General features: G+C 60.8%; 22 protein-coding genes. 9 read left to right on the top strand and 13 right to left on the bottom strand.

Features of this window, described 5'->3' with window-relative positions; all coding sequences use genetic code 11:
• Positions 1 to 50: 50 nt before the first annotated feature.
• A complete protein-coding gene (locus ACA075_RS26680; protein WP_094470479.1) occupies positions 51 to 371 on the top strand; it encodes a hypothetical protein in 321 nt (106 codons plus the stop codon).
• Between the two features lie 104 nt (positions 372 to 475).
• Positions 476 to 1,237 (top strand): YdcF family protein, encoded by a 762-nt coding sequence (locus ACA075_RS26675; protein WP_497296242.1) that lies wholly within the window; start codon positions 476 to 478, stop codon positions 1,235 to 1,237.
• Between the two features lie 123 nt (positions 1,238 to 1,360).
• On the opposite strand, the gene lnt is transcribed toward ACA075_RS26675, so the two are convergent.
• The 5 genes from lnt to miaB all read right to left on the bottom strand — a co-directional run bounded on the left by lnt (position 1,361) and on the right by miaB (position 6,808).
• Positions 1,361 to 2,884: an apolipoprotein N-acyltransferase gene (lnt, locus tag ACA075_RS26670; RefSeq protein ID WP_497296241.1), complete on the bottom strand. Its 1,524-nt coding sequence runs from the start codon at positions 2,882 to 2,884 to the stop codon at positions 1,361 to 1,363.
• A gap of 15 nt (positions 2,885 to 2,899) precedes the next feature.
• The gene (locus ACA075_RS26665; RefSeq protein WP_109635113.1) at positions 2,900 to 3,739 is read right to left on the bottom strand and encodes a CorC family transporter; all 840 of its coding nucleotides are present in this window, start codon (positions 3,737 to 3,739) and stop codon (positions 2,900 to 2,902) included.
• Positions 3,740 to 3,744: 5 nt separating this feature from the next.
• Positions 3,745 to 4,239 carry an rRNA maturation RNase YbeY gene (gene ybeY, locus ACA075_RS26660; protein ID WP_497296240.1) on the bottom strand — a complete coding sequence of 165 codons (495 nt, stop codon included), beginning with the start codon at positions 4,237 to 4,239 and terminating at the stop codon, positions 3,745 to 3,747.
• The gene (locus tag ACA075_RS26655; RefSeq protein ID WP_497296239.1) at positions 4,232 to 5,236 is read right to left on the bottom strand and encodes a PhoH family protein; all 1,005 of its coding nucleotides are present in this window, start codon (positions 5,234 to 5,236) and stop codon (positions 4,232 to 4,234) included. The genes ybeY and ACA075_RS26655 overlap by 8 nt, the downstream gene beginning before the upstream one ends.
• A gap of 243 nt (positions 5,237 to 5,479) precedes the next feature.
• Positions 5,480 to 6,808 carry a tRNA (N6-isopentenyl adenosine(37)-C2)-methylthiotransferase MiaB gene (gene miaB / locus ACA075_RS26650; RefSeq protein WP_219096040.1) on the bottom strand — a complete coding sequence of 443 codons (1,329 nt, stop codon included), beginning with the start codon at positions 6,806 to 6,808 and terminating at the stop codon, positions 5,480 to 5,482.
• 134 nt (positions 6,809 to 6,942) lie between these two features.
• On the opposite strand from miaB, the gene ACA075_RS26645 reads away from it, so the two are divergent.
• Positions 6,943 to 7,272, top strand: a complete 330-nt coding sequence (locus ACA075_RS26645; RefSeq protein ID WP_497296238.1) for a DUF1820 family protein — start codon at positions 6,943 to 6,945, stop codon at positions 7,270 to 7,272.
• 122 nt (positions 7,273 to 7,394) lie between these two features.
• Here ACA075_RS26645 and ACA075_RS26640 read toward each other — a convergent pair whose 3' ends face one another.
• The 4 genes from ACA075_RS26640 to ACA075_RS26625 form a co-directional block, all read right to left on the bottom strand.
• Positions 7,395 to 7,949, bottom strand: a complete 555-nt coding sequence (locus ACA075_RS26640; protein ID WP_109635106.1) for a tetratricopeptide repeat protein — start codon at positions 7,947 to 7,949, stop codon at positions 7,395 to 7,397.
• Positions 7,950 to 8,174: 225 nt separating this feature from the next.
• The gene (gene hemL / locus ACA075_RS26635; RefSeq protein WP_497296237.1) at positions 8,175 to 9,458 is read right to left on the bottom strand and encodes a glutamate-1-semialdehyde 2,1-aminomutase; all 1,284 of its coding nucleotides are present in this window, start codon (positions 9,456 to 9,458) and stop codon (positions 8,175 to 8,177) included.
• Positions 9,459 to 9,473: 15 nt separating this feature from the next.
• Complete coding sequence (gene thiE, locus ACA075_RS26630; RefSeq protein ID WP_497296236.1) at positions 9,474 to 10,097, bottom strand: thiamine phosphate synthase; 624 nt, start codon at positions 10,095 to 10,097, stop codon at positions 9,474 to 9,476.
• 32 nt (positions 10,098 to 10,129) lie between these two features.
• A complete protein-coding gene (locus tag ACA075_RS26625; RefSeq protein WP_219096044.1) occupies positions 10,130 to 10,927 on the bottom strand; it encodes a hydroxymethylpyrimidine/phosphomethylpyrimidine kinase in 798 nt (265 codons plus the stop codon).
• 295 nt (positions 10,928 to 11,222) lie between these two features.
• On the opposite strand from ACA075_RS26625, the gene ACA075_RS26620 reads away from it, so the two are divergent.
• The 4 genes from ACA075_RS26620 to ACA075_RS26605 all read left to right on the top strand — a co-directional run bounded on the left by ACA075_RS26620 (position 11,223) and on the right by ACA075_RS26605 (position 17,718).
• Positions 11,223 to 13,607: a hybrid sensor histidine kinase/response regulator gene (locus ACA075_RS26620; protein WP_497296235.1), complete on the top strand. Its 2,385-nt coding sequence runs from the start codon at positions 11,223 to 11,225 to the stop codon at positions 13,605 to 13,607.
• A gap of 74 nt (positions 13,608 to 13,681) precedes the next feature.
• Positions 13,682 to 15,328 (top strand): acyl-CoA dehydrogenase family protein, encoded by a 1,647-nt coding sequence (locus ACA075_RS26615; RefSeq protein WP_497296234.1) that lies wholly within the window; start codon positions 13,682 to 13,684, stop codon positions 15,326 to 15,328.
• A 178-nt stretch (positions 15,329 to 15,506) separates the two neighbouring features.
• Complete coding sequence (gene amn / locus ACA075_RS26610) at positions 15,507 to 17,006, top strand: AMP nucleosidase (RefSeq protein ID WP_169858286.1); 1,500 nt, start codon at positions 15,507 to 15,509, stop codon at positions 17,004 to 17,006.
• 70 nt (positions 17,007 to 17,076) lie between these two features.
• Positions 17,077 to 17,718: a pseudouridine synthase gene (locus tag ACA075_RS26605; protein WP_497296233.1), complete on the top strand. Its 642-nt coding sequence runs from the start codon at positions 17,077 to 17,079 to the stop codon at positions 17,716 to 17,718.
• Here the strand turns inward: ACA075_RS26605 and ACA075_RS26600 are convergent.
• Positions 17,713 to 17,922: a DUF2788 domain-containing protein gene (locus ACA075_RS26600; protein WP_007937369.1), complete on the bottom strand. Its 210-nt coding sequence runs from the start codon at positions 17,920 to 17,922 to the stop codon at positions 17,713 to 17,715. The genes ACA075_RS26605 and ACA075_RS26600 overlap by 6 nt on opposite strands.
• Before the next feature lie 225 nt (positions 17,923 to 18,147).
• A complete protein-coding gene (locus tag ACA075_RS26595; protein ID WP_007894448.1) occupies positions 18,148 to 18,627 on the bottom strand; it encodes an Lrp/AsnC family transcriptional regulator in 480 nt (159 codons plus the stop codon).
• Positions 18,628 to 19,062: 435 nt separating this feature from the next.
• On the opposite strand from ACA075_RS26595, the gene ACA075_RS26590 reads away from it, so the two are divergent.
• Positions 19,063 to 20,085: a DUF6515 family protein gene (locus ACA075_RS26590; RefSeq protein WP_497296232.1), complete on the top strand. Its 1,023-nt coding sequence runs from the start codon at positions 19,063 to 19,065 to the stop codon at positions 20,083 to 20,085.
• Here the strand turns inward: ACA075_RS26590 and ACA075_RS26585 are convergent.
• Both ACA075_RS26585 and pmcY read right to left on the bottom strand, forming a co-directional pair.
• Positions 20,070 to 20,975, bottom strand: a complete 906-nt coding sequence (locus ACA075_RS26585; RefSeq protein WP_497296231.1) for a cation diffusion facilitator family transporter — start codon at positions 20,973 to 20,975, stop codon at positions 20,070 to 20,072. The two genes, ACA075_RS26590 and ACA075_RS26585, sit on opposite strands and share 16 nt — an antisense overlap.
• A 29-nt stretch (positions 20,976 to 21,004) precedes the next feature.
• On the bottom strand, positions 21,005 to 21,424 hold the full coding sequence (gene pmcY / locus ACA075_RS26580; RefSeq protein ID WP_094470498.1) for a periplasmic Zn2+ metallochaperone PmcY: 420 nt from the start codon (positions 21,422 to 21,424) through the stop codon (positions 21,005 to 21,007).
• Positions 21,425 to 21,534: 110 nt separating this feature from the next.
• Here pmcY and hrpB point away from each other — a divergent pair, with 110 nt between their 5' ends.
• Positions 21,535 to 24,051: an ATP-dependent helicase HrpB gene (hrpB, locus tag ACA075_RS26575; RefSeq protein ID WP_497296230.1), complete on the top strand. Its 2,517-nt coding sequence runs from the start codon at positions 21,535 to 21,537 to the stop codon at positions 24,049 to 24,051.
• Positions 24,052 to 24,165: the final 114 nt, after the last annotated feature.

Below are 24,165 nucleotides of genomic sequence, written 5' to 3'. Positions count from 1 at the left end.
GAAGCTAAGCTCTAAATGGGGAGCGAGTCTTATCTTCAATGAGGTGAGGGATGGTTGAGTCACAGCAAAAAGTCACGAAACCGCAGCTGTACGAAAGACTGATCGATCGTCTGGGGATGGCCCTGGACGCTGCAAAAACCGCTGACCGGCTACGCGATGAGCGTCCCCTGGAGCTGGAACTGCGTGGGTTGAGCCCCGCAGAGTTTGCACTGGTCAAAGCCTATCTGGATCGCAGTGAACGTGAGACGCACGGATGCTTGTCCGCAGCAGTGAAGCAACTCGACGCACCACGTTCGGCCAAGATCATCTGGCTCAAGGACAAGGCGCCTGGCAGGGGCACGGAAAAGGTCCGGTCTCTGCAATTCAAGTAACGGCTGCACGCCATGACCCATGGTTTTTAAAGCATAGTCCTTCCGCATTTGTTGTCGCATTGCGTCAACCCACTTAGGCTTCGGGCATCTTATGGAGATGCTCGATGCCTTTTCGTTATTTCGTGAAACAACTTCTGTTACCGCCCGGCATTCTTTTACTGCTGCTGATGCTTGCGTGGTGGTTGCGCCGCTCAAGGCCGCGGCTCGCGGGCGTGTGCTTTGCCTTGGGTTTCGGCGGCTTCTTGTTAATGAGTTTGCCGGTGGTGGTGCAGTGGGGCGCCAAGGCCCTGGAAAGTGAGCCGCCACTGGCGCGCGAGGAATGGGCCACCTTGGGCCAGCGTGCGGATGCGATTGTGGTGTTGGGTTCGGGGCGTGAGCGTGGCGATATTGCCTGGGGGGCTGATCAGCCGACGGGCGTTGGTCTGGAGCGCGAGCGGTATGCGGCACGCCTGGCCAAGGCTTCCGGCTTGCCCATTCTCACCAGCGGCGGCCTGCATTACGGTACGCCGCCCACTGAAGCGAAGTTGATGGCGGATTCGTTGCTCGATGATTTCGGCGTGACCGTGCGCTGGCAGGAAGGGCGCAGCCGCACGACGTGGGAGAACGCGCAGTTCAGCGCCGAGGTGTTGTTGCCGCAGGGCATCAAGCGGGTGGTGGTGGTGACTCAGGCCTGGCACATGCCGCGATCGGTCTGGAGCTTTCAGCAGGCGGGATTTGAAGTGGTGCCAGCGCCGGTGGGGTTTTTAGGCGCGGACAATGCCCGGCCGCTGGGTGGCTGGATGCCGGAGTTCAAATCGATCTGGCAGAGCGGGCAGTTGTTTAATGAGGCGGTGGGGCAGATCGGGTATTCGATGTTTTATCGATAGTTATGTCGAGCGAAAACCTGTGGCGAGGGAGCTTGCTCCCGCTGGACTGCGCAGCAGTCCTATTTTGGGGGCGCTGCGCGACCCAGCAGGAACAAGCCCCCTCGCCACAAAAGCACGCCAGTCTCAGACCGTTTTGGCCATCCGGTTCGCCACCAGCGCCCAACCAAACAACAACACGCAAACGATGATCAGCGGCCACGAGCGCCATTGCAGGTAAGGCGTCAGGTTGTGCATTGGCACGACTTCGCCGTACAGGATGCCGCGTTCGAACTGCGGGATCTGCGCCGTGATCTGCCCGAACGGGTTGATCAGGCCGGTCACGCCGTTGTTGGTGGCGCGGATCATCCAGCGGCCCGCCTCCAGCGCGCGCATCTGCGCCATCTGCAAATGTTGCAGCGGACCGATGGAGGTGCCGAACCAGGTGTCGTTGCTGATGGTCAGCAGCAAATCACTGCGGGCCGCCAGGCTGGCGGCGAACTCCGGGTAAACCACTTCGTAGCAGATGAATGGCGCGATCTGATAACCCTTGGCTTGCAGCATGGCCTGGTCAGCCGGGCCGCGGGCAAAGTCGGACATCGGCAGGTCGAAGAACGCGATCAGCCCACGCAGCACATCCTGCAACGGAACGTATTCGCCAAACGGCACCAGCTTCTGCTTGAGATAAGTGCCATCGCCTTCACCGAGGACGGTGATGCCGTTGAAGAAGCGCTTCTCGTGTCGGACTTCCTGGCGGATCGGTACGCCGGTAATCAGCGCAGATTTACGCTCGGCGGCGAAATTCCCCATCATGTTCAGGTAGCCCTCGGCGGACTCCTTGAGCACCGGGACGGCCGTTTCCGGCCAGATCAGCAGGTCGACCCGTTTGGAGCTGAAACTCATGTCGCGGTACAGCGCCAGTTGCGCGTTGAGCTGCGCCGGGTCCCACTTCATGCTTTGTTCGATATTGCCCTGAAGGGCAGCAACGCTCAGCGCCGGGCCCGCCGGGCTGGTCCAGGCGTGTTCCTTCAGCGCCATGCCGGCCACCCAGGGGCCGACCAGCAGCAATACACCGGCGGCGATAAAGCCTTTACGGCCTGTGTGTACCAGGCGCATGGCGTTGTAGATCAGCGCCGCCGTCAGGGCCAGGGTGAAGGAAATCAGCCACATTCCGCCGACGGGCGCGAGCCCGGTCAATGGGCCGTCGAGTTGGCTGTAACCGGAGTAGAGCCACGGGAAACCGGTGAGAAACCAGCCACGAAAGGCTTCCTGGCCGACCCACAGCGCGGCAAACGCCAAGGCATCCGCCAGCGGCGCTTCGTTGCGACGCAGCCAGCGCGCCCAGATCCAGGCGGGCAGGGCGAAAAACCAGGCAATCGCGGCCGTGAAGATCAGCATCAGGAAACCGGCCAGCAGCACCGACGCGCCGCCGAAATGGTGAATGCTGTAATAGATCCAGCTGGTACCGGCGCCAAACAGGCCAAAACCGAAACACCAGCCTCGGCCCAGGGCCTGACGGGGACTCAGTTCGCGCAAGCCGGCATAGAAGAAACCAACCGCCAGCAACGCCAACGGCCAGATATCGAACGGCGCCAGGGCCAGGGTTGTGAGTGCACCGGCCGCCACGGCCAGCAGGTTACCGGGCCAGCCGGGGCGGGTTATCCAGCGCATTTCTATCCTTAGTTTTTACCGAGCAATAGGCGTCAGGCGAAGCAAGTGAATCCGACGGCTGTCGGCGTTCAGGATGCGGAAGCGATAAGGGCCGATTTCAGTGATTTCGTTGCGTTTTGGCAAGTGCCCGAACGCGCTCATCACCAGGCCGCCAACGGTGTCGAACTCGTCGTTGGAGAATTCGCTGTCGAAGAACTCGTTGAAGTTCTCGATCGGCGTCAGGGCCTTGATCAGGAAGTCACCGCTGGGCAGCGGCTTGATGTAGCTGTCTTCTTCGACGTCGTGCTCGTCTTCGATGTCGCCGACGATTTGTTCCAGCACGTCTTCGATGGTCACCAGGCCTGCCACGCCGCCGTATTCGTCAATAACGATGGCCATGTGGTTGTGGTTGGCGCGGAACTCGCGCAGCAGCACATTCAGACGCTTGGACTCGGGCACGAAGGTGGCCGGGCGCAGCAGATCCTTGATGTTGAAGCTGTCGCCATTCTCCTTGAGGATCAATGGCAGCAAGTCCTTGGCCAGCAACACGCCCATCACGTCATCGTGGCTTTCGCCGATGACCGGGTAACGGGAGTGGGCCGAGTCGACCACGGCAGGCAGGAACTCGCGAGGTGTCTGGGTCGCCTTGATGCTGATCATCTGCGAGCGCGGGACCATGATGTCCCGTACTTGCAGGTCAGCGACCTGGATGGCGCCTTCGACGATGGCCAGCGCTTCGCTGTCCAACAGTTTGTTCTGGTGTGCGTCGCGCAGCAGCTCCAGCAGCTCCTGGCGGTTCTTCGGCTCGTGGGCAAAAGCCTGGGTGAGCTTACCCAGCCAAGACTTTTGCCCGTTGCTCGATCGATCTTCGCTCATAGCGATTACTCTGAATCCTTTGTTGTAACGATAGGGGTTGTGTCTGTTTCGTCGTCCGCATAAGGGTCGGGATAGCCCAACTCGGCAAGCAACGTTCGTTCCAGTGCTTCCATTTCTTCGGCTTCCTCGTCATCTATATGGTCGTAACCCAACAGATGCAAGCAGCCGTGAATCACCAGATGCGCCCAATGGGCCTTTAGTTCCTTGCCTTGCTCGGCGGCTTCGCGCTCGACCACGGCCACGCAAATCACCAGATCGCCCAGCAGCGGGATGTCGAGAAACTCGTCGGGTACATCCGCAGGAAACGACAGGACGTTGGTGGCGTAATCCTTCTGCCGCCAGGTGTGGTTCAGCTCGCGGGCCTCTTCGTCATCGACCAGGCGGATGGTCATTTCAGAGTCGGCGGTGCGCTGGCGCAGGGCCAGTTCGCACCATTGGCGGAACTCGGCTTCGCTGGGGGAAGACGCTTGGGTAGCCAGTTGCAGATCAAGCTCAAGCATCGCGGCGACTGTCCTTTAGTGTTTCGTCTGCCGCGCGATTCTCGAAGCGCTCGTAGGCTTCGACGATGCGTTGCACCAATGGATGGCGCACAACGTCCTTGGGCATGAAATGGGTGAAGCTGATACCCGGCACGTCTTTGAGCACTTCAATCACATGGTGCAGCCCGGACTTGGTGCCTTTCGGCAAGTCGACCTGGGTGATGTCACCGGTGATGACGGCCGTGGAGCCGAAGCCGATACGGGTCAGGAACATCTTCATCTGTTCGACGGTAGTGTTCTGGCTTTCGTCGAGGATGATGAAACTGTTGTTCAGCGTGCGACCGCGCATGTAGGCCAGTGGCGCAACTTCGATCACTTGGCGTTCGATCAGTTTGGCGACGTATTCGAAACCGAGCATCTCGTAGAGTGCGTCGTAGAGCGGGCGCAGGTACGGGTCGATCTTCTGCGACAGGTCGCCGGGCAGGAAGCCGAGCTTTTCGCCCGCTTCAACCGCCGGGCGCACCAGCAGAATGCGGCGAATCTGCTCGCGTTCCAGCGCATCGACTGCGCAGGCTACGGCCAGGTAGGTCTTGCCGGTACCGGCCGGGCCGATGCCGAAATTGATGTCGTTGCCGAGGATTTCCTTCACGTAGCGCAGCTGATTCAAGCCGCGAGGGCGAATCATGCCTTTTTTGGTGCGCAGGGCGACGGAGGGTTCGGACGGGGAGACGTTGTCCAGCTCCTCGACGGCCGATTCCTGCAGGAACAGGTGAACCGTGTCCGGCGACAGCTCGGTACCCTTGGTTTCCCGATACAGGCGGCGAATCAGATTTTCCGCGGAGGTGGTGTGTTTGGGCTCACCGATCAGCTCGAACTGGTTTCCGCGGTTGCGGATCTCGATGGTCAGGCGCTGTTCGATCAAGCGCAGATGCTCGTCGAATTGCCCGCACAGATTGGCGAAGCGACGGGCCTCAAAGGGCTCGAGGATAAAGCGATGTGGTTCTATGGGTGCGTTCAAGGTCGTATTTAGCCGCCCTGGGGCAATTAAGATGAAATCAAGGATAACGCCAGTGGGCTGGGTGCGAAAGCTCTTAAATAAGATGCCGGATTTTGGTGCTTAACCTGTGGCGAGGGGGCTTGCCCCCGTTCGGCTGCGAAGCAGTCGTAAATACTCGGCACCGCTTCGCGATCCAACGGGGCGATGCGGCGTTCCGACAAGCCCCTTCGCCACAAAAGCCCGACAACCACAGGTTATGCGGTGTCATTGGATCAGCGAGCCCCGCAGCGAGTGCGGTTGCGCGGCGTCGATGTGCACGTCGGCGAACTGGCCGATCAAGGTCGGATTGTCGCAGCGGAAGTTGACGATCCGGTTATTCTCGGTCCGGCCTTGCAGCTCGCCGGGGTCTTTTTTCGAGTAATCGGTGACCAGGATCCGCTGAATCGAGCCGACCATTTGTCGGCTGATCTCGAAACCTTGCTGGTTCAGACGATGTTGCAGCGCGTTCAGCCGTTCTTTCTTCAGTTCTTCCGGCGTCTCGTCGGCCAAGTCTGCGGCCGGGGTGCCCGGGCGCTGGCTGTAGACGAACGAGTAGGAGAAGTCGAAACCGACGTCCTCGATCAGCTTCATGGTCTGTTCGAAGTCTTTCTCGGTCTCGCCCGGGAAGCCGACGATGAAGTCCGAACTGATGCAGATTCCTGGGACAGCAGCCCGCAGCTTGCGCAGTTTGGATTTGTATTCCAGCGCGGTGTGGTTACGTTTCATCGCCGAGAGAATGCGGTCTGAACCCGATTGCACCGGCAAGTGCAGGTGTTTCACCAGTTCCGGTACATCGGCGTGGGCCTGGATCAGGCTGTCGGAGAACTCCAGCGGGTGCGAGGTGGTATAGCGGATCCGGTCGATGCCATCGACGGCGGCCACCACACGGATCAGCTCGGCCAGGTCGGCCAAACGTCCATCGTGCGTCGTCCCGCGATAGCCGTTGACGTTCTGGCCCAGCAGCGTCACTTCGCGCACGCCGTTTTCGGCCAGGTGCATGATTTCGGCAATCACGTCATCAAACGGCCGGCTGACTTCTTCGCCGCGGGTATAAGGCACCACGCAGAAGGTGCAGTATTTGCTGCAGCCTTCCATGACCGACACATAAGCGCTCGGGCCATCGATGCGCGGCTCGGGCAAATGGTCGAATTTTTCGATTTCCGGGAACGAGACGTCGACTTGCGGCAGCTTGGTGGCGCGCGCGGCGTCGATCATTTCCGGGAGGCGGTGCAGGGTTTGCGGGCCGAAGACCACGTCGACATACGGTGCGCGGTCGCGAATGGCAGCGCCTTCCTGGCTGGCCACGCAACCGCCGACGGCAATCACCATGTCCGGGTTGGCCAGTTTCAGTTCGCGCCAGCGGCCGAGTTGGGAATACACCCGGTCCTGAGCGCGTTCACGAATCGAGCAGGTGTTGAGCAGGATCACGTCGGCGTCTTCAGCGCGAGCGGTCACTTCCAGGGCCTGATGTTCGCCCAGCAGATCGACCATGCGCGAGCTGTCGTACTCGTTCATCTGGCAACCGTGGGTTTCGATGTAAAGCTTCTTGGCCATGGACAGAGTCATCACGTGATTCAAAGAACCGCGCATTATAGGGAACATGTCCCCAGGTTCCTACCGCTGTGCGTCCGGTGGCTATGCTATAGTTCGCGCCCTCATTTTTATCCCCAATGTGTTGCCCGCCCACCATGACCAAACGTGAAGCCCCAATCTACAAGGTGATTTTCCTCAGCCAGGGCCAGGTGTACGAAATGTATGCCAAGCAGATCTATCAAAGTGATCTGTGGGGCTTCCTGGAAGTGGAAGAGTTCGTCTTTGGCGAGCGCACGCAAGTGGTCGTCGACCCGAGCGAAGAAAAGTTGAAAGCTCAGTTCGAAGGCGTTGTGCGCAGTTTTGTGCCGATGCATTCGATTGTGCGCATCGACGAAGTGGAACGCCTCGGCACACCGAAAATCAGCGAAGCCCGCGGCGCGGTCGGCAATGTCATGCCGTTTCCGATGCCGATGCCTGATAAGTAAGACCGAGTCGCTCCCTTCGCAGGCAAGCCTCGCTCTTACAGGTTTAATGCACGCCGTGAAAACGACGCATACCTGTAGGAGCGAGGCTTGCCCGCGAAGGCGTCAGAAGGGTCGAAGAAGATTTAAGGCAGCGGCGAAAACGGCGTGCGCCCGTCGGCGCTCTGCAATTCCATCAGGTATTTGCGAAAGATTTGCCCAAGCACCTGGGTAGCGACTTCAAGATCTTCGCGCGGCATCTTCTCGGCCACTTCATCCGCCGTATCCAGCGCATCTTCAGCACCGTTGACCGCGGCCATTTTCAGCACGATATACGCCTGAACGTTATTGGCCGGCACGCCTTCGCCGTGAAAGAACATGGTGCCGAGTTTAAATTGCGCCTGGGCATGGCCTTGCAGCGAGGCCTTTTCGAAATAGCCGAGGGCTATCTTGAGGTCGCGCGGGGTGTTTTTGCCGTCGTAATAGAACTCACCCAACTCGTATTGCGCTTGCGCATCCCCTTCATCCGACGCTTTCTGGCAGGCAGCGAGCGCTTGCGTCAGGTCTTGCGGCTGAGTATTGAGGGTGCAGCGACCCATCGCTGGGATTAACAACGAGTTGCCGCCTGCTTGTGCGAGCGCGAGCAGGGGCTGAAGGAGCAACAGGCAGCCCAGTGCAAGGGCGCGGCCGGTGCGGTTCATGGGAATCGACTTACCTCTGAAGGGCGCGCGGACCCATCGAGGGGATCCAATAAGCGCGCATTATGAAATAAGCAGGGCCAACCTTACAAAGTCTTTACTCGTTTTTCTGCTGCGCGGGGAATATATCGCCCCATTTACGGGGGATTATTAGCAGAAGCACAGGAATAAGGGTGTAAATCCAGGTGAAAGCTGACGCTGGCAATCGCCAACGTCAGCGGCACAGCGTTATTTCAATGCGGCGAATGCACGCTCGGCGGCATCCAGCGTCAGTTTCAGCTCGGTTTCGCCATGAGCGATCGAGGTGAAGCCGGCTTCGAAAGCGCTTGGCGCCAGGTACACGCCGCCTTCGAGCATCAAGTGGAAGAAGCGACCGAACAGCTTGGCGTCGCTGGCCATCACATCATCGAAGGTCACGATGTCGTCGGCACCGCTGAAGTACAGACCAAACATACCGCCGGCCTGAGTAGTCACGAACGGAATGCCCGCGGCATCTGCGCGCTGTTGCAGGCCATCGAGCAAGCGGCTGGTGTAGTCGCTCAGCTCGTCGTGGAAACCGGGACGGCTGATTAGACGCAACGTCGTCAGGCCCGCCGCCATCGCCAGCGGGTTACCCGATAAGGTGCCAGCCTGATAGACCGGGCCCAGTGGCGCGATGTGAGACATGATTTCACGTTTGCCGCCGAAACAGCCGACCGGCATGCCGCCACCGATGATCTTGCCGAACGTGCTCAGGTCCGGCGTCACGCCGAAGTGCGCTTGTGCGCCGCCGAGGGCAACACGGAAACCGGTCATCACTTCGTCGAAAATCAGCACCACGCCGTGCTTGTCGCACAGGGTCCGCAGGCCTTCGAGGAAACCTGGCGCTGGCGGTACGCAATTCATGTTGCCGGCAACCGGCTCGACGATGATGCAGGCCACGTCCTGGCCGACGTCGGCGAGCATGGCTTCGACCGCGTCGATGTCGTTGAACGGCAACGTCAGGGTGTGCTTGGCAAAATCCGCCGGCACACCGGCCGAGCTCGGCACGCCTTGGGTCAAAGCGCCGGAGCCGGCCTTGACCAGCAGGCTGTCGGAGTGACCATGGTAGCAGCCTTCGAACTTGATGATGTTGTCGCGACCGGTGAAACCACGGGCCAGACGGATGGCGCTCATGGTCGCTTCGGTGCCGGAACTGACCATGCGCACCATTTCCATCGACGGTACGATCGAGCAGACCAGATCGGCCATTTCGGTTTCCATCGCGGTTGGGGCGCCGTAGGACAATCCGTGCTCAAGCTGTTTACGCACTGCGTCCAGCACGTCTGGGTGGCTGTGGCCGAGAATCATCGGGCCCCAGGAACCGACGTAGTCAACGTAACGCTTGTCGTCTTCGTCGGTGACGTAGGCGCCTTCGGCGTGTTTGAAGAACAACGGTGTGCCGCCCACGCTTTTGAACGCGCGAACAGGCGAGTTCACGCCACCGGGGATGTGTTTCTGGGCATTGGCAAACAGCGTTTCGGAACGAGACATGATCGGGCTCTCAAATCAGATTTTCAGTAATTCGTTGAAGGCGCGGGCGCGACGTGTCACTTCAGCCGTGCTCTCGGCGCCAAACAGGCCATGCACCACCGCCAGCAAGTCGACCCCGTGGGCCACCAGCGGGGCGGCGTTTTCGAGGGTGATGCCGCCAATCGCACAGATCGGCAGGTGCAGTTTGCTGCGGGCCTGGTCGAGCAGTTCGAGGCTGCAGGTCGGTGCGCCGGGTTTGGTATTGGAATTGAAGAAACGACCGAAGGCGACGTAACTGGCGCCTTCTTTGGCGGCTTGCTCGGCGAGTTCGAGTTGCGCGTGGCAGGTCGAACCGATGATCGCCTGACGACCGAGCAGCGCGCGAACCGGCATCAGCGGACCGTCGGTCTGGCCCAGGTGCAAACCGACACCAAGGCGCGCAGCCAGTTCGTAGTCATCGTTGATGATCAGCTGGGTCTTGTAGAGTTCGCACAAGCTGCGCAGGGATTCGGCCTCGCGCAGACGCCGGGCATCGTCACTACTTTTGTCGCGGTATTGCAGCAGAGTAACGCCGCCGTCCAGCGCCGCTTTTACATACGAAAGAAATTTACCTGCCAGCAGCTGGCTATCAGTAATGGCGTACAAGCCACGTAGCTTCATCGGACAATCCTTTTTGCTTTACGCATGGACAGTTACGAACAGAAATCCAGCGGCAGACGGCGCGGCACGAACTGGCCTTTGCCCAGCTGCTCCGCATCCCGCAGGGTACGCCAAGTGTAGTTAAGCGCGGTCTGCACGGCGCTGGCGAGATGTTCACCCTGGGCCAGGCGACCGGCCAGGGCACTGGCCAGGGTGCAGCCGGAACCGTGATAACTGCCGGGCAAGCGTTGGCAAGTAAAGGTTTCGCGGTGGCCATCGCGGCTGTACAGGCGATTGTGGATTTCGTGTTCGTCGCCATGGCCGCCCGTGATCAGCAGGTGCTTGACGAACGGCAGGAGTTTTTCAGCGCACTCGTCCGCGGTGCCTTCGGGCAGTTCGGCGAGGATGCGGGCTTCGGGCAGGTTGGGGGTGGCGATGATGGACAGGGGCAGCAGGCGCTCGCGCATGGCGTAGCCGACTTCATCCTTGCCCAGGCGTCCGCCGCCACCGGCGCGCAGCACCGGGTCGCAGACCACCGGCAAATGCGGGTGCGCCGAGAGCAGTTCGACGACGGTGTCGACCATCTCCAGGGAACCGAGCATGCCCAGTTTCACGGCAGCGACTTCGGAGTCGTTGAGCACGGCGTTGGCCTGGGCCAGCACCCACTCTCGGTCGAGCACGCGAAAGTCAGTGACGTTGACTGTGTCTTGCACGGTCAGGGCGGTGACGGCCGGGGCCGCATGACAACCCTGGGCGAGCAGGGCTTCGATATCTGCCTGCAAGCCGGCGCCACCACTTGGGTCGTGGCCGGAGAGACAGAGGACAACGGGGCGAGAGCTGTAGATATTCATGGTGCGCGAGCTTACCACCAGTCGACCAACGAGTCATGAGAGTGACTTGCTACAGGAATGTGTGAAACGGCCGATGCATTGTCACAGGCTGGCCGTATATATAAATCGGCTCCAATCATGCCGCTGGAACGCCCGTACTAGAGCCTTCGCAGGAAATATTTCAATGGTGCTCAATGGCCATCAACGGCTATGCTAGAGTGGATCCAAACCAATAACAGGTAATGCCGGTTTTACGTCTACTCAAAGGGAATGAGGGGCTTCCTGAGATAACCGGACAGGCCACGCTGGGGCTTAAATGCGCTATTTGCTGATGTTGCTGTTGTGCTTGCCCCTCATGGCGAGCGCCGTCGAATTCGATGAATTCACCCAGAGCCTTCCCCTGGGCCGAACCCTGCAGGTGTACGAAGACGCTGGCGGTCAGGCGACCATCGCCGATGTCCGTGCGCAAGCCGCGGCCGGTAACTTCAAGCCCCACGATAAAGCCACCCTCAACGCCGGTTATTCGCGTTCGGTGTTCTGGCTGAAAATCGATCTGCATTACCGTCCGTCGAACCCGGCGGCGCAACGGACCTGGCTGCTGGAACTGGCTTATCCGCCCCTCGATCACCTCGATCTCTATTTGCCTGATGCTGGCGGTGAGTATCGATTGGCCCGGCAAACAGGCGATGCGTTGCCGTTTGCCAGTCGCGAGCTCCGCCAGAACAACTACCTGTTCGATCTGAATTTCACCCCTGGCCAGACGCAAACCGTGTACTTGCGCCTGCAAAGCGAAGGGTCGATCCAGGCGCCCGTCACCTTGTGGTCGAGCACCGCTTACCTCGAAGAACAGCCGGTCCGCCTTTATGTGCTGGGGCTGATTTATGGCGTGTTGTTGGGGATGCTGGTCTACAACCTGTTCATCTACCTCAGCGTGCGCGACACCAGCTACCTCTATTACATCTTCTACATCGCTTCCTTCGGCCTGTATCAGCTGTCAGTGAACGGCGCAGCCGTGGAGTATTTCTGGCCGGACAATCCGTGGTGGGCCAACGCCGCGACGCCGTTCTTCATCGGGTGCGCCGGACTGTTCGGCAGCCAGTTCGCCCGCAGCTTCTTGCAGACGGCCAGCCACAGTCGCTGGCTCGACCGTTTGCTGTTGGCGCTGGTGGCGTTCAGTGCGGTGGTGGTCGGGTTGTCGTTGATGGCCAGTTACGCCCTGGCCTTGCGCCTGGCAACCGCCTTGGCGTTGGTCTTCACCGTGGTGATTTTTATCGCCGGGCTGTGCGCCTGGCTGCGTGGCCTGCGGGTGGCACGGTATTTCATCATCGCTTGGTCGACTTTCCTGCTCGGTGGCATTGTCAACACGATGATGGTGTTGGGTTACCTGCCGAACGTGTTCCTGACCATGTATTCCAGCCAGATTGGTTCGGCCATTGAAGTGGCGCTGCTGTCTCTGGCGCTGGCCGACCGCATCAACGCCATGCGCGAGCAGCAGGCGCAGACGCTGTTCGATGCCGGTCAAAAGCTCGAAGTGCTGAACCAGCAACTGGCCCACAGCAACAAGCTCAAGGACGAATTCCTCGCCACCCTGACCCACGAATTGCGCACGCCCATGAACGGTGTGATCGGTTCGCTTGAATTGATGCAGACCGTCGAGATGGACCCGGAGCTGGAGCAATACCAGCAAACCGCCGCCGGTTCCGCGCGGGACATGATGCGCATGGTCAACGGCATCCTGACCCTGACCGAATTGCAGGCTGGCAAGCTTAAAGTCAGTTCGGCAACGTTCAGCCTGCGCGGCGTGGTCGAGACCTTGCGCGCCCAGTTCGAGGGCAATGCTTCAAGCAAGTCGCTGGACTTCAAAGTGGAAGTGTCGCCGGGCTTGCCGGATCGCTTGAACGGCGACAGCGTCAAGCTGGCGCAATGCCTGGAATGCCTGTTGGACAACGCCATCAAATTCACCCGGGTCGGCGGGCTGGCCCTTCGCGTGACGGGCAAACCGGTGGAAAACGGTCGGATGTCGCTGTCGTTTGCGGTGATCGACACCGGTATCGGCTTCACCGATCTGGGAGAGGCGACGATGTATCAGCGCTTCTTCCAACTCGACGGCTCGATGACCCGTGAATACGGCGGCCTGGGCGTAGGCCTGGCGATCTGCCGGCAACTGGTCGAATTGCTCGGCGGGCGCCTGACCCATCGATCCGAGCCCGGCAGCGGTAGCCGTTTCCAGTTGGACGTCGAATTCGAACTGCCCGTGGTCGAGCGGCCGGCAGTGCCCTTGATGACCCGCGAGTTTTCGCGTCTTCGATTGCCACAGGACTGCACGGTGCTGCTGGTGGATGACAACAGCATCAATCAATTGGTGATGCGTGGCATGTTGCTCAAGCTCGGGTTTCGGGTGCGCGCCACCGACAGCGGCGCGGCCGCGCTCGATCTCTTGCAGCGAGAAACCTTCGACGCGGTGCTGCTCGATTGTCAGTTGCCGACGCTGGATGGCACCGCCCTTTGCTGCCAGATCCGCGCCTTGCCGGGCTGTGCCGAGTTGCCGGTGTTCGTGATTGCCGTGAGCGCCGATCGGGAGCGCTGCCCGACGGGAGCCTTGGTCGATTACCTGAGCAAACCGGTGAAATTCGAGGATCTGCAAGCGGCGCTCTATCGCCGGGTACTCTGTTCGGGGCAAGGCGAAAGCGCCGACATTTAGGCAGGTATGACACTTTGTTCGGCCAATGGGCGGTGCTTAACTGAATTCCCTTGGCTGACCAAAGGAGCCCCGTCATGAACCTGCATCAGTTCGCCGAAACCCACGAAGTCACCAACCAGCCACCGTCGCTGGACGGCACCAACCTCTACCGTATCGACCTGCCTTTGCAGGAGTGGTCGCGGCGTTTCGGGGCCGGTTGGGCCGAGTCGCGGATTGACGCGTATGGCGCACTGGCTGGCGGGCCGCTGATGGAAGCAGGGTTCCTGGCCAATCAGAACAAACCGGTGTTCGTCAGCCATGACCGTTACGGCCATCGCATCGACCTGGTGGAATTTCACCCGGCGTATCACGAGCTGATGCGCACGGCGGTCGAACACGGTTTGACCTCGTTGCCCTGGGCGCATCCGCAGTCCGGCGCCCATGTGGCTCGCGCGTCCATGTCGTACCTGCACAGCCAGGCCGAAGCCGGCAGCGGTTGCCCGCTGACGATGACGTTCGCCAGCGTCCCGGCGATGCGCCTGCAACCGGATCTGGCCGAGCAGTGGCTGCCGAAAATCCTCTCGAACGAATACGACCCGCGCAATGTCGGCATGGCCCACAAGGCCGGCGTCACCATCGGCATGGCGATGACCGAGAAGCAGGGCGGCACCGACGTGCGGGCCAACACCACCAAGGCGTACCCGGTTGGCGCCCCCGGCCCGGGCCAGGCCTATGAGTTGGTGGGGCACAAGTGGTTCTGTTCCGCGCCGATGTGCGATGCCTTCCTGACGCTGGCGCAGACGGACAAGGGCTTGACCTGTTTCCTGCTGCCACGCCATCGCCCGGACGACACGCGCAATCAGTTCTACATCCAGCGCCTCAAGAACAAACTCGGCAATTGCTCTAACGCCTCCAGCGAAGTGGAGTTCCGTGGCGCGCTGGCATGGATGGTCGGCGAAGAAGGACGCGGTGTTCCGACCATCATCGAAATGGTTGCCATGACCCGCTTCGATTGCATGGTTGGTTCCAGCTCGCTGATGCGTCAGGCGCTGACTCAGGCCAGCCATCACTGCGCTCACCGCAGCGTCGGTGGCAAGTTGCTCAGCGAACAGCCGTTGATGCAGAACGTACTCGCCGATCTGGCGCTGGAAAGCGAAGCGGCCCTGGCCTTGAGCCTGCGCATGGGCAAGGCGCTGGATCATCTGGATGACAGCCATGAAGCCAAATTTGCCCGACTGGTGACGGCGGTGGGCAAGTACTGGATCTGCAAGCGCGCGCCCGCAATGATCAACGAAGCCGCCGAATGCATGGGCGGTGCGGGCTATGTCGAGGAAAGCATCCTCCCGCGTCTGTACCGTGAGGCACCGGTCAATTCGACGTGGGAGGGTTCCGGCAACGTGCAATGCCTGGATGTGTTGCGCGCATTGTCGAAGGAACCGGGTGTGCTCGATGTGCTGTTCAGCGAGCTGGGCGATGGCCATGGCGATAAGCGCCTGTCTGCGCACATCAGCCAGTTGCAAACGGCGTTCAAGGACACCAGCGACATTCAATACCGCGCGCGGCAGCTGACTGAAGGCATCGCGTTGGGGCTTCAGGCCAAGTTATTGCTGGAGGCCGGGAACTCGGCGGTCAGCGATGCCTTTATCGCCAGCCGCCTAGGTTCGGCCGGTCGGGTGTATGGCGCGTTGCCGCGTGGGCTGGATGTTGAAGCGATTGTGGCCCGCTCGACTCCGCTCCTATAAACAACAAAGAACCCTTGTGGGAGCGGGCTTGCTCGCGAACGCGGTGTTTCAGTCGACATCTCTATCGCCTGACACGGCGTATTCGCGAGCAAGCCCGCTCCCACAATTGATCTTTGGCGAACTGAGCAAATTGCGTATCAGCACGCCACTGTTTCCGTCTGGCAGCGATGCAGGCAAGATGAAGCTCTGCAAGTCAGAACACAGGATGCTGATCGTGACCGAAGCTTTTATTGTCGTTCAAACCGCCGAGCAAGCCGTGGACCGGCTTGCGCTCTTGCACAATCGTGCAACCACCGCGCTGAACCAGGCGCTCAAGCGTTATCTCAAGGACCGAGTCGAGCCGGACGCTGAACAGCGTGCGATGTTTCGTTATCCCGAGCTGCGTCTGACCTACCACTGCCAGGGCGAAGTCCCACAGACCACGCGCGCTTACGCCAAGGTTCAGTTGCCCGGAACCTACAGCGTTACCGTCACCCATCCGGCGGCGTTCCGTAAATACCTGCTGGAACAACTCGTTCCGTTGATGCACGACTTCACCGTGACCGTCGAAGTCGGCATCAGCCAGCAAAACATTCCTTATCCCTACGTGGTCGAGCAGGGCGATGAACTGGCCGGCTCCGGTGTCACTGCTGCCGTGCTGGCGCGGGTGTTTCCGAGTACCGACCTGTCGGCCGCGACCGACGGCATTGCCGATGGTCTGTACGATTGGGAAAACACCGATCCGCTGCCACTGGCCCTGTTCGATGCCGCGCGGGTCGATTTCTCGCTGCGCCGTCTGGTGCATTACACCGGCAGTGACTGGCGTCATGTGCAGCCGTGGATTCTGCTGACCAACTACCACCGTTACGTTGACCAATTCATCGTCCATGGCCTGGAGCAGTTGCGCAGCGACCCGCGTTTCGTGCGCATGGTATTGCCCGGCAACGTGATCATCGAAAAGAGCATGGACCACGGCGAAGCCTCGGCGATTGCTGCGGGCGTGGTTTGGCATCGCTATCAGATGCCGGCCTATCACCTGATTGCCAGCGATGGCCATGGCGTGACTTTGGTGAACATCGGTGTCGGCCCGTCCAACGCCAAGAACATCACCGACCATTTGGCGGTGCTGCGTCCACATTGCTGGTTGATGATCGGCCACTGCGGCGGCTTGCGTCAGTCGCAGACCATTGGCGATTACGTGCTGGCTCACGCCTACATGCGTCGTGACGGGATTCTCGACCGGGTGGTGCCGCCGAACATTCCGATTCCGGCCCTGGCCGAAGTGCAGATGGCCTTGCAGCAAGCGGCCGCCAACATCACCGGCGAAAAGGGCGACGAGCTGAAGAAACGCCTGCGCACCGGCACCGTGCTGACTTACGACGACCGTAACTGGGAATTGCGCTGGGCGCAGGAGCGTCCGCTGATCAACTTGTCCCGTGCCGTGGCGGTGGACATGGAAAGCGGCACCATCGCGGCCCAAGGCTACCGCCTGCGGGTGCCCTATGGCACGTTGCTTTGTGTGTCGGACAAACCGCTGCACAGCGAAATCAAGCTGCCGGGTTCGGCCAACGCCTTCTATGAACGCGCGGTCAGCCAGCACTTGAAGATCGGCATCGAAGCGGTGGATCTGTTGCGCACCGAACTCAACTCGCTGCACTCGCGCAAACTGCGCAGCTTCGACGAACCTCCGTTCCGCTGATTCGTGATGGTCATTTGACGGTCAGGGCACTAGCATTGGCAGCCCTGACCGTTAGATGCTCCTCTTTCCCATGTCCCGTCCACAACGTCCCGTTTCTCGCCGCCCTGGCGCGAAGCCTGTGCCATCCTCCCCAGCTCCGCGCCGTGTCGCCAAAGCGCCGCCAGCCGAGCCGAAGCTGATCCTGTTCAACAAACCCTTCGATGTGCTGACCCAGTTCAGCGACGAAGGAGGGCGGGCGACACTCAAGGATTACATCGAGATTCCGGGGATCTATCCGGCAGGACGGCTGGACCGCGACAGCGAGGGATTATTGCTGCTGACCAACGATGGCCAGCTGCAAGCGCGAATCGCCGACCCGAAACACAAGCTGGCGAAGACTTACTGGGTGCAGGTGGAGGGCGAACCGAGCGCTGAGCAGTTGCAGCGATTGCGTGACGGCGTCGAACTGAATGACGGCATGACCTTGCCCGCCGAGGCACGGCAACTGGAGGAGCCAGAGCTGTGGCCACGCAACCCGCCGGTGCGCTTTCGCAAAAGCGTGCCGACCAGCTGGCTGGAGTTGGTCATTCGCGAGGGGCGCAACCGTCAGGTACGGCGCATGACCGCGGCCGTCGGCTTGCCGACATTGCGGCTGGTGCGGGTCAGGATTGGCGACTGGACGATCAAAGGGCTCGATCAGGGCCAGTGGAAGGAAGTGCCGGCGCGGTTATAACGTGCCGGATTCGATCAGGCCGATCACTACGCTTTTGATCACGAACGCAGCCACGCCCAGACCCAGCACGAAGAACAGGATGAACGAGCCAAAGCGTCCGGCCTTGGATTTTTTAGCCAGATCCCAGACGATGAAACCCATGAAAATGATCAGGATGCTGACCAGTCCGGTCATCATCCACTCTTCGAATACGGCAGGATCCATTGAATATCTCCAGCGCGGGCGGGGCTAAAAGGCGCTGGAGTATACGGCATGGGAGAGTGCTGGAGGATTGACCTGCGGCAGTGTGTCGCACTGTGGCGAGGGAGCTTGCTCCCGCTGGGGCGCGAAGCGGCCCTCCAAAAACGCGATTGAGTTCAGCAAGGCACACCGCGTCCACCGGTTTGCGCCTGCTTCGCAGCCGAGCGGGAGCAAGCTCCCTCGCCACAATCAGCTACGCAGATGAGTCAACGGCAGCTCAGTGCTGTTCAGCACTTGGTTCAACACAAAACTCGACCGCACACTCGTCACCCCTTCAATCCGGGTCAAATGCCCCAGCAGCAGTTTCTGATAGTGATCCATGTCCGGCACGACGACTTTAAGCTGATAGTCCGCATCCATCCCCGTGACCAGACTGCATTCCAGTACCTGCGGCAAGGTGCGAATCGCGGCTTCAAAGTTTTCGAAACGCTCCGGCGTGTGTCGGTCCATGCCGATCAGCACGTAAGCCGTGAGGCTCAAACCGAGCATCTTGCGGTCGAGCAGCGCCACCTGGCGGGTGATGTAGCCGTCGTCTTCCAGTTGCTTGACCCGGCGTGAGCAAGGCGAAGGCGACAGGCCGATGCGTTCGGCCAGCTCCTGGTTGGAGATGCGCGCATCGCGCTGCAATTCCGCCAAAATGCTCAAGTCGTATCGGTCGAGTTTGCTCATCAATCAGGCCTTTGTCATAACTATTGCGGCAGATTATCTATCCAGGGTTAAAAATTGCGCAAGTGATGTTTAATTGAGCAATCTTCGCAATCCTCTGCCGGCGCCTGCGGCCTATTCTTATCACCAGAATCACTGCTCGGACAAACAGTCCACAGCCGCTCGCCCAATCAGGCCAGTGGCGGTCGCCACCCCCACCGGGGATGTGCCGGCCCCCGAGCTACACACTGTCCAGAAGACGGCGTGAGGTGAGCCGACGTCATAAGCGTCGAGCACGGACGAAGTTCTCAAAGGGAGGCCGACGGGTCTCCCTTTTCTTTTGCCTTCAATTTAAGCCCAGCCCTCAATAAATAAGTTGCGCGACTGATAACCTGTTGCAGAACCGCCCTGTACTTTCCCAGTCTTACGTACAGGCCCTAACCCGCAGTGAGGAAAAGCATGAAGTCGCGCATCTGGCGTTTGGCCGGTGTTGGTTTGCTGTGTGTCAGTGTCACTGCGCAATCGCTGGCCGATGATCAGCAAAACCGTGGTCCCGATGGCGGGCAACGAGGATCGGACGGCCAGCAGGGCAACAATCAGGGGCATGGCGGCAATAATCAGCCGCACCCGCAGAACAACGACATCATTCGTGGCGACAACAGCCGCCAGTTCGAACACAACGGCCAGAATCAGAACAACGGCCAGTGGCAGAACCGTCAGCAGCCCAACTACAACAATCCGGTTCGATCACCGCCACCACCGCCGCAGCTGCCGGCCAATGACCTGCCGATCCAGGGTCGCCCCGACACGGTGCGCCAGACCCAGCAGCCACAGCGTGGTTATTATCAGGACAACCCCCAGCGCAACAATTACAACCAGCAATGGCAGAACAACGGTCCGCGTCCCGATGATCGCCATTGGGCGGGTCGTCCGGATGGGCACGGTAATGGCTGGGGCCCCGGCCCGCAATATCGCCCGGGTCATGTGATCGACCGCTTCCCGGACCGTGACTACCGCGTGCCTTATGGTGGTCGGGATTATTTCTATTCCGGCGGCTACTGGTACCGCCCGCAAGGCCCGCGTTATGTGGTGGTTCAACCGCCACGCGGAATTCGGGTCAGCTACTTGCCTGACTACGCACGTGAAGTGTGGATCGGCGGGGCGCTGCTGTTCCTGGCGGCCGGTTCGTATTACGCCTATCAGGAAAACACCCAGGATTACGTAGTGGTCGAACCGCCGGTGCAAATGCAGTCGCAGCCGCAGCCGGTCAGCAACAGTTACGACGTGGAGGCCTATCCGGCCAACGGCCAGTCACCGGAGCAGGTCAACCAGGACGGTTACGAGTGTTATCAATACGCGGTGCAGCAAAGTGGCTTCAATCCGCGGACGGCCACCTACCAGCCAGACCCGTCGGTGGTACAAGCCTACCGTCAGGCCCAGGGCAACTGCCTGAGCAGTCGCGGCTATCAGGTTTCTTTCTGAGCCTTGGCGGCCAGCACCACTTCCTGCGGGTCGGCGTGCACCAGCACTTCGGCTCGCGGGTAGGCGGCGTGAATCGCATCAGCGGCTTGATCGCTGATGCCGTGGGCGACTGAGAGGGTCAGGTCCCCTGGCAATTCCAGGTGCAGCTGCACGAACCACTGGTTGCCGGAAATTCGCGTGCGAAGGTCATGCGCGCCCAAAACCCCCGGAACGCCGCAGGCCAGTTCGAGCATGTGCTGGCTGACATCCGGCGGCAATTCCTCATCCATCAGCACCGTAAAACTTTCCCGGGCGATCTGAATGGCGCTCCAGAAAATGTACGCAGCGATTCCCAGACCGAACCAGGGGTCGACCTGATGCCAGCCAAACCCGGCCAACACCAGCGCCAGCAGAATGCTGCCATTGAGCAACATGTCCGAGCGGTAGTGCAGGGAGTCGGCGCGCACCGCGTTGGAGCCCGTGGCCTTGACCACCCGATGTTGCAACATCAGCAACGCCAGGGTCAGCGCCAGGGAGAACACAATGACCCCGATGCTGATCCACGGCGCGCCCACCGGTTCCGGATGTTTCAGCCGCTCGATCGCCTGCAAAGAAATCAGCACCGCACTGCCGCCAATGAACAGCGCTTGAGCCATGCCCGCCAGCGACTCGGCCTTGCCATGCCCGTAACGGTGATCGTCATCGGCCGGACGCAAGGCGTAATGCACCGCCAGCAGATTGAGCAGGGAGGTGACGCCGTCGAGCGCCGAGTCGGTCAATCCGGCGAGCATGCTCACCGAACCGCTCAACCACCAGGCGATGGCTTTGGCGACGATCAGCGTACACGCCACCGCCACTGAGGCACGGGTCGCCAGCCGCAGCAGGCGGGCGTGTTCGGAGCTGGAGATCATAGGTGCGGCTATTCCTTTAAATGCACGGGTTACGCGGCAGGTTGCAGGCCGAACATGGCCAGTTGCTGAGTGCTGCCTTTGTGTTGAATCAGGCGTGGGTCATCCAGAGGGAAGCTGCGACCCAACTCGGTTTCGAGAATAGTCTGCAACTTATGGTTATCAACTTTGCCGTCGGCGCCGATCGCTTCCTTGAGTTTTTCCGGAGCCACCTGGGCGGTGTGGCCGGGCTCGAAGTAAATCGCCCCGGTGGCGAAGTCGACGGCAAACGCGATCAGGCCAGGGATGATGTAGAACAGCAGGCCCACGGCATCCAGCGCGGCGATGGCCGGGTCGATCTTGCCGTCAATCTGCCCCCGACGGTCGGGGTAGAAAATCGATCCGCAAGCCGTCACCTGGGTGAGCAGGGTGGCGACCAAAACACCGCCAATCAGGCGAAAGGGAACACGCATGGGAAATCTCCTGAGTCATCTGGTAAACGAAGCGTTGTCGATATGAATTAGGACCGCGACGAACGCCAGGCAGTTCGCCGTTATACTCGCCGCTCTGTTTTGGAGCCAGCATGATTTCTTTGCCGATTGATGAAGTTTTACCCGCCCTGCGTGAAGCCTTGGCTACACGCCACGAAGCCGTGCTCGAAGCACCGCCCGGCGCCGGTAAGACTACCCGGGTTCCGCTGGCCTTGCTCAACGAGCCGTGGCTGGCCGGGCAGACCATTCTGATGCTTGAGCCGCGCCGTTTGGCGGCGCGGGCGGCGGCTGAGCGTCTGGCCAGTGAGCTGGGCGAGAAGGTCGGTGAAACCGTCGGTTACCGGATCCGGCTGGACAGCAAAGTCGGCCCCAATACGCGGATCGAAGTGGTCACTGAAGGCATTCTCACTCGACGCTTGCAGGATGACCCTGCACTCGACGGCGTTGGCCTGCTGATCTTCGACGAATTCCACGAGCGCAGTCTCGACGCGGACCTGGCATTGGCCCTGAGCCTGAATGGCCGGGAGTTGTTCCGCGACGATCAACCGCTGAAGATTCTTTTGATGTCTGCAACCCTGGAGGGCGAACGCCTGGCCGGGTTGCTTGATGACGCGCCGATCCTGCGCAGTGAAGGCCGCATGTACCCGGTGGCGATGCGCTGGGGTCGGCCGTTCCAGCCCGGCGAATTCATTGAGCCGCGTCTGGTGCAGACGATTCTCGAAGCCTTGAATGATGAGACCGGCAGCGTGCTGGTGTTCCTGCCGGGGCAGGCGGAAATCCGTCGCGTGCATCAACAATTGGCGGATGCTTTGGGCGAGAGTCCACAGGTTTTGCTCTGCCCGTTGCACGGTGAACTGGACTTGGCGGCGCAACGCGCCGCGATCGATCCGGCCCCAACGGGCAAGCGCAAAGTGGTGCTGGCGACCAACATCGCCGAGACCAGCCTGACCATCGACGGCGTGCGCGTGGTGATCGATGCCGGATTGGCGCGGGTGCCGCGTTTCGATCCGGGCAGCGGCATGACCCGGCTCGACACCCAACGAATTTCCAAAGCCAGCGCCACTCAACGCGCCGGCCGGGCAGGGCGCCTGGAGCCGGGCGTGTGTTATCGGTTGTGGTCGCAGGATCAGCACGAGCAATTGGCGGCCTATGCCAGCGCGGAGATTCTCTCGGCGGACCTCGCCGGTCTGGCCTTGCAGCTCGGGCGCTGGGGCGTGACACCGACGCAATTGGTGTGGCTCGACGTGCCGCCCGCCGCCGCTTATGCACAGGCTCAGGATTTGCTTGATCGCCTGGGTGCATTGGACGGCGAAGCGCTGACCCGTCACGGTCAGGCCATGGCCGAGCTGCCGGCCCATCCGCGCATCGCCCATTTGTTGTTGCGCGGGCAGGCGCTCGGTTTGGCCAACATGGCCTGCGATGTCGCGGCCTTGCTTGGCGAGCGGGACATCTTGCGTGGCGCCGGAGCGGATCTGCACAGCCGATTGGTGTTGTTGTCCGGCGAAGAGCGCGCTGCTCGCGGTGCTCAGGGTGGCGTTCAACGTGCCCGGCAACTGGCGCGGCAGTATCGCGGTTACCTGCGCGGCAAAACGTCGGAGCCGGTCAGCGATCCGGATCATCCGCGTTGGCTCGGCGCCCTGTTGGCGTTGGCCTATCCAGACCGTGTCGCGCAGCAACGTCGCGCCGGTGGCGCTGAATATCGCCTGGCCAACGGCCGTGCGGCGTTGTTCGCTGAAGCGGACAGTCTGATGAAGCAAGCGTGGTTGGTGATTGCGGATCTGGGCAGTCGTCAGGGGCAGCGCGAGGAACGGATTTATCTGGCGGCGGATTTTGATCCGGCGTTGTTCGATTCGGTGCTGGCCGAGCAAGTGCGCGTGGTCGATCAACTGGATTGGGATGAGCGCGAAGGCGTGTTGCGCGCCGAGCGTCAGCGCAAGGTCGGTGAATTGATCCTCAGCCGTGAACCGCTGACCGGCCTCGACGAGACCGCTCGCAGCCAGGCGCTGGTCAATCTGGTACGCCGCAAGGGGCTGGAACTGTTGCCGTGGACCCCGGAGCTACGTCAGTGGCAGGCGCGCGTGGCGTTGCTGCGACAGCTGGACCTCGGCGGCAAGGGCGAGAGTGAATGGCCGGATGTCAGCGATGCCGCCCTGCTCAAGACTCTCGAACATTGGTTGATGCCGTACCTGGGCAAAGTCTCGCGCCTCAGTCATTTCGCCAACCTCGACCTGTCGAGCATCGTCCATAACCTACTGCCCTGGCCGCTGCCGCAACGGCTGGATGAGCTGGCGCCGCATCACCTGAGTGTGCCGTCGGGTTCTTCGATTCGTCTGGACTACAGCGAGCAGCCGCCGATTCTGGCGGTGCGATTGCAGGAGCTGTTCGGCCTGTCCGATACCCCGCGCATTGCCGGGGGACGGCAAGTGGTGAAGTTGCATCTGCTGTCCCCGGCGCGGCGACCGGTGCAGGTGACGCAGGACTTGGCGAACTTCTGGCGCAGTACCTACGCCGAGGTGAAGAAGGATTTGAAGGGACGGTATCCGAAGCATTACTGGCCGGATGATCCGTTGGTGGCTGAGGCGACGGCGCGGATCAAACCGCGTAAATAATCCCTAATGCCGAACACAAAACCTGTGGCGAGGGGCTTGCCTGTGGCGAGGGAGCTTGCTCCCGTTGGGCCGCGAAGCGGCCCCATAATCGAATACCTAGGTGTATCAGATACA

Source organism: Pseudomonas sp. LBUM1663 (assembly GCF_059695905.1).
The sequence above is the reverse complement of the archived record's forward strand: the minus strand, read 5'-3'. Positions and strand labels throughout refer to the sequence as shown.

What these genes read in the sequence shown, in the direction of transcription:
- ACA075_RS26680 (WP_094470479.1), top strand. Translation starts at nt 51, where the DNA reads ATGGTTGAGTCACAGCAAAAAGTCACGAAACCGCAGCTGTACGAAAGA.
- ACA075_RS26675 (WP_497296242.1), top strand. Translation starts at nt 476, where the DNA reads ATGCCTTTTCGTTATTTCGTGAAACAACTTCTGTTACCGCCCGGCATT.
- lnt (WP_497296241.1), bottom strand. Translation starts at nt 2,884, where the DNA reads ATGCGCTGGATAACCCGCCCCGGCTGGCCCGGTAACCTGCTGGCCGTG.
- ACA075_RS26665 (WP_109635113.1), bottom strand. Translation starts at nt 3,739, where the DNA reads ATGAGCGAAGATCGATCGAGCAACGGGCAAAAGTCTTGGCTGGGTAAG.
- ybeY (WP_497296240.1), bottom strand. Translation starts at nt 4,239, where the DNA reads ATGCTTGAGCTTGATCTGCAACTGGCTACCCAAGCGTCTTCCCCCAGC.
- miaB (WP_219096040.1), bottom strand. Translation starts at nt 6,808, where the DNA reads ATGGCCAAGAAGCTTTACATCGAAACCCACGGTTGCCAGATGAACGAG.
- ACA075_RS26645 (WP_497296238.1), top strand. Translation starts at nt 6,943, where the DNA reads ATGACCAAACGTGAAGCCCCAATCTACAAGGTGATTTTCCTCAGCCAG.
- ACA075_RS26640 (WP_109635106.1), bottom strand. Translation starts at nt 7,949, where the DNA reads ATGAACCGCACCGGCCGCGCCCTTGCACTGGGCTGCCTGTTGCTCCTT.
- hemL (WP_497296237.1), bottom strand. Translation starts at nt 9,458, where the DNA reads ATGTCTCGTTCCGAAACGCTGTTTGCCAATGCCCAGAAACACATCCCC.
- thiE (WP_497296236.1), bottom strand. Translation starts at nt 10,097, where the DNA reads ATGAAGCTACGTGGCTTGTACGCCATTACTGATAGCCAGCTGCTGGCA.
- ACA075_RS26625 (WP_219096044.1), bottom strand. Translation starts at nt 10,927, where the DNA reads ATGAATATCTACAGCTCTCGCCCCGTTGTCCTCTGTCTCTCCGGCCAC.
- ACA075_RS26620 (WP_497296235.1), top strand. Translation starts at nt 11,223, where the DNA reads ATGCGCTATTTGCTGATGTTGCTGTTGTGCTTGCCCCTCATGGCGAGC.
- ACA075_RS26615 (WP_497296234.1), top strand. Translation starts at nt 13,682, where the DNA reads ATGAACCTGCATCAGTTCGCCGAAACCCACGAAGTCACCAACCAGCCA.
- amn (WP_169858286.1), top strand. Translation starts at nt 15,507, where the DNA reads ATGAAGCTCTGCAAGTCAGAACACAGGATGCTGATCGTGACCGAAGCT.
- ACA075_RS26605 (WP_497296233.1), top strand. Translation starts at nt 17,077, where the DNA reads ATGTCCCGTCCACAACGTCCCGTTTCTCGCCGCCCTGGCGCGAAGCCT.
- ACA075_RS26600 (WP_007937369.1), bottom strand. Translation starts at nt 17,922, where the DNA reads ATGGATCCTGCCGTATTCGAAGAGTGGATGATGACCGGACTGGTCAGC.
- ACA075_RS26595 (WP_007894448.1), bottom strand. Translation starts at nt 18,627, where the DNA reads ATGAGCAAACTCGACCGATACGACTTGAGCATTTTGGCGGAATTGCAG.
- ACA075_RS26590 (WP_497296232.1), top strand. Translation starts at nt 19,063, where the DNA reads ATGAAGTCGCGCATCTGGCGTTTGGCCGGTGTTGGTTTGCTGTGTGTC.
- ACA075_RS26585 (WP_497296231.1), bottom strand. Translation starts at nt 20,975, where the DNA reads ATGATCTCCAGCTCCGAACACGCCCGCCTGCTGCGGCTGGCGACCCGT.
- pmcY (WP_094470498.1), bottom strand. Translation starts at nt 21,424, where the DNA reads ATGCGTGTTCCCTTTCGCCTGATTGGCGGTGTTTTGGTCGCCACCCTG.
- hrpB (WP_497296230.1), top strand. Translation starts at nt 21,535, where the DNA reads ATGATTTCTTTGCCGATTGATGAAGTTTTACCCGCCCTGCGTGAAGCC.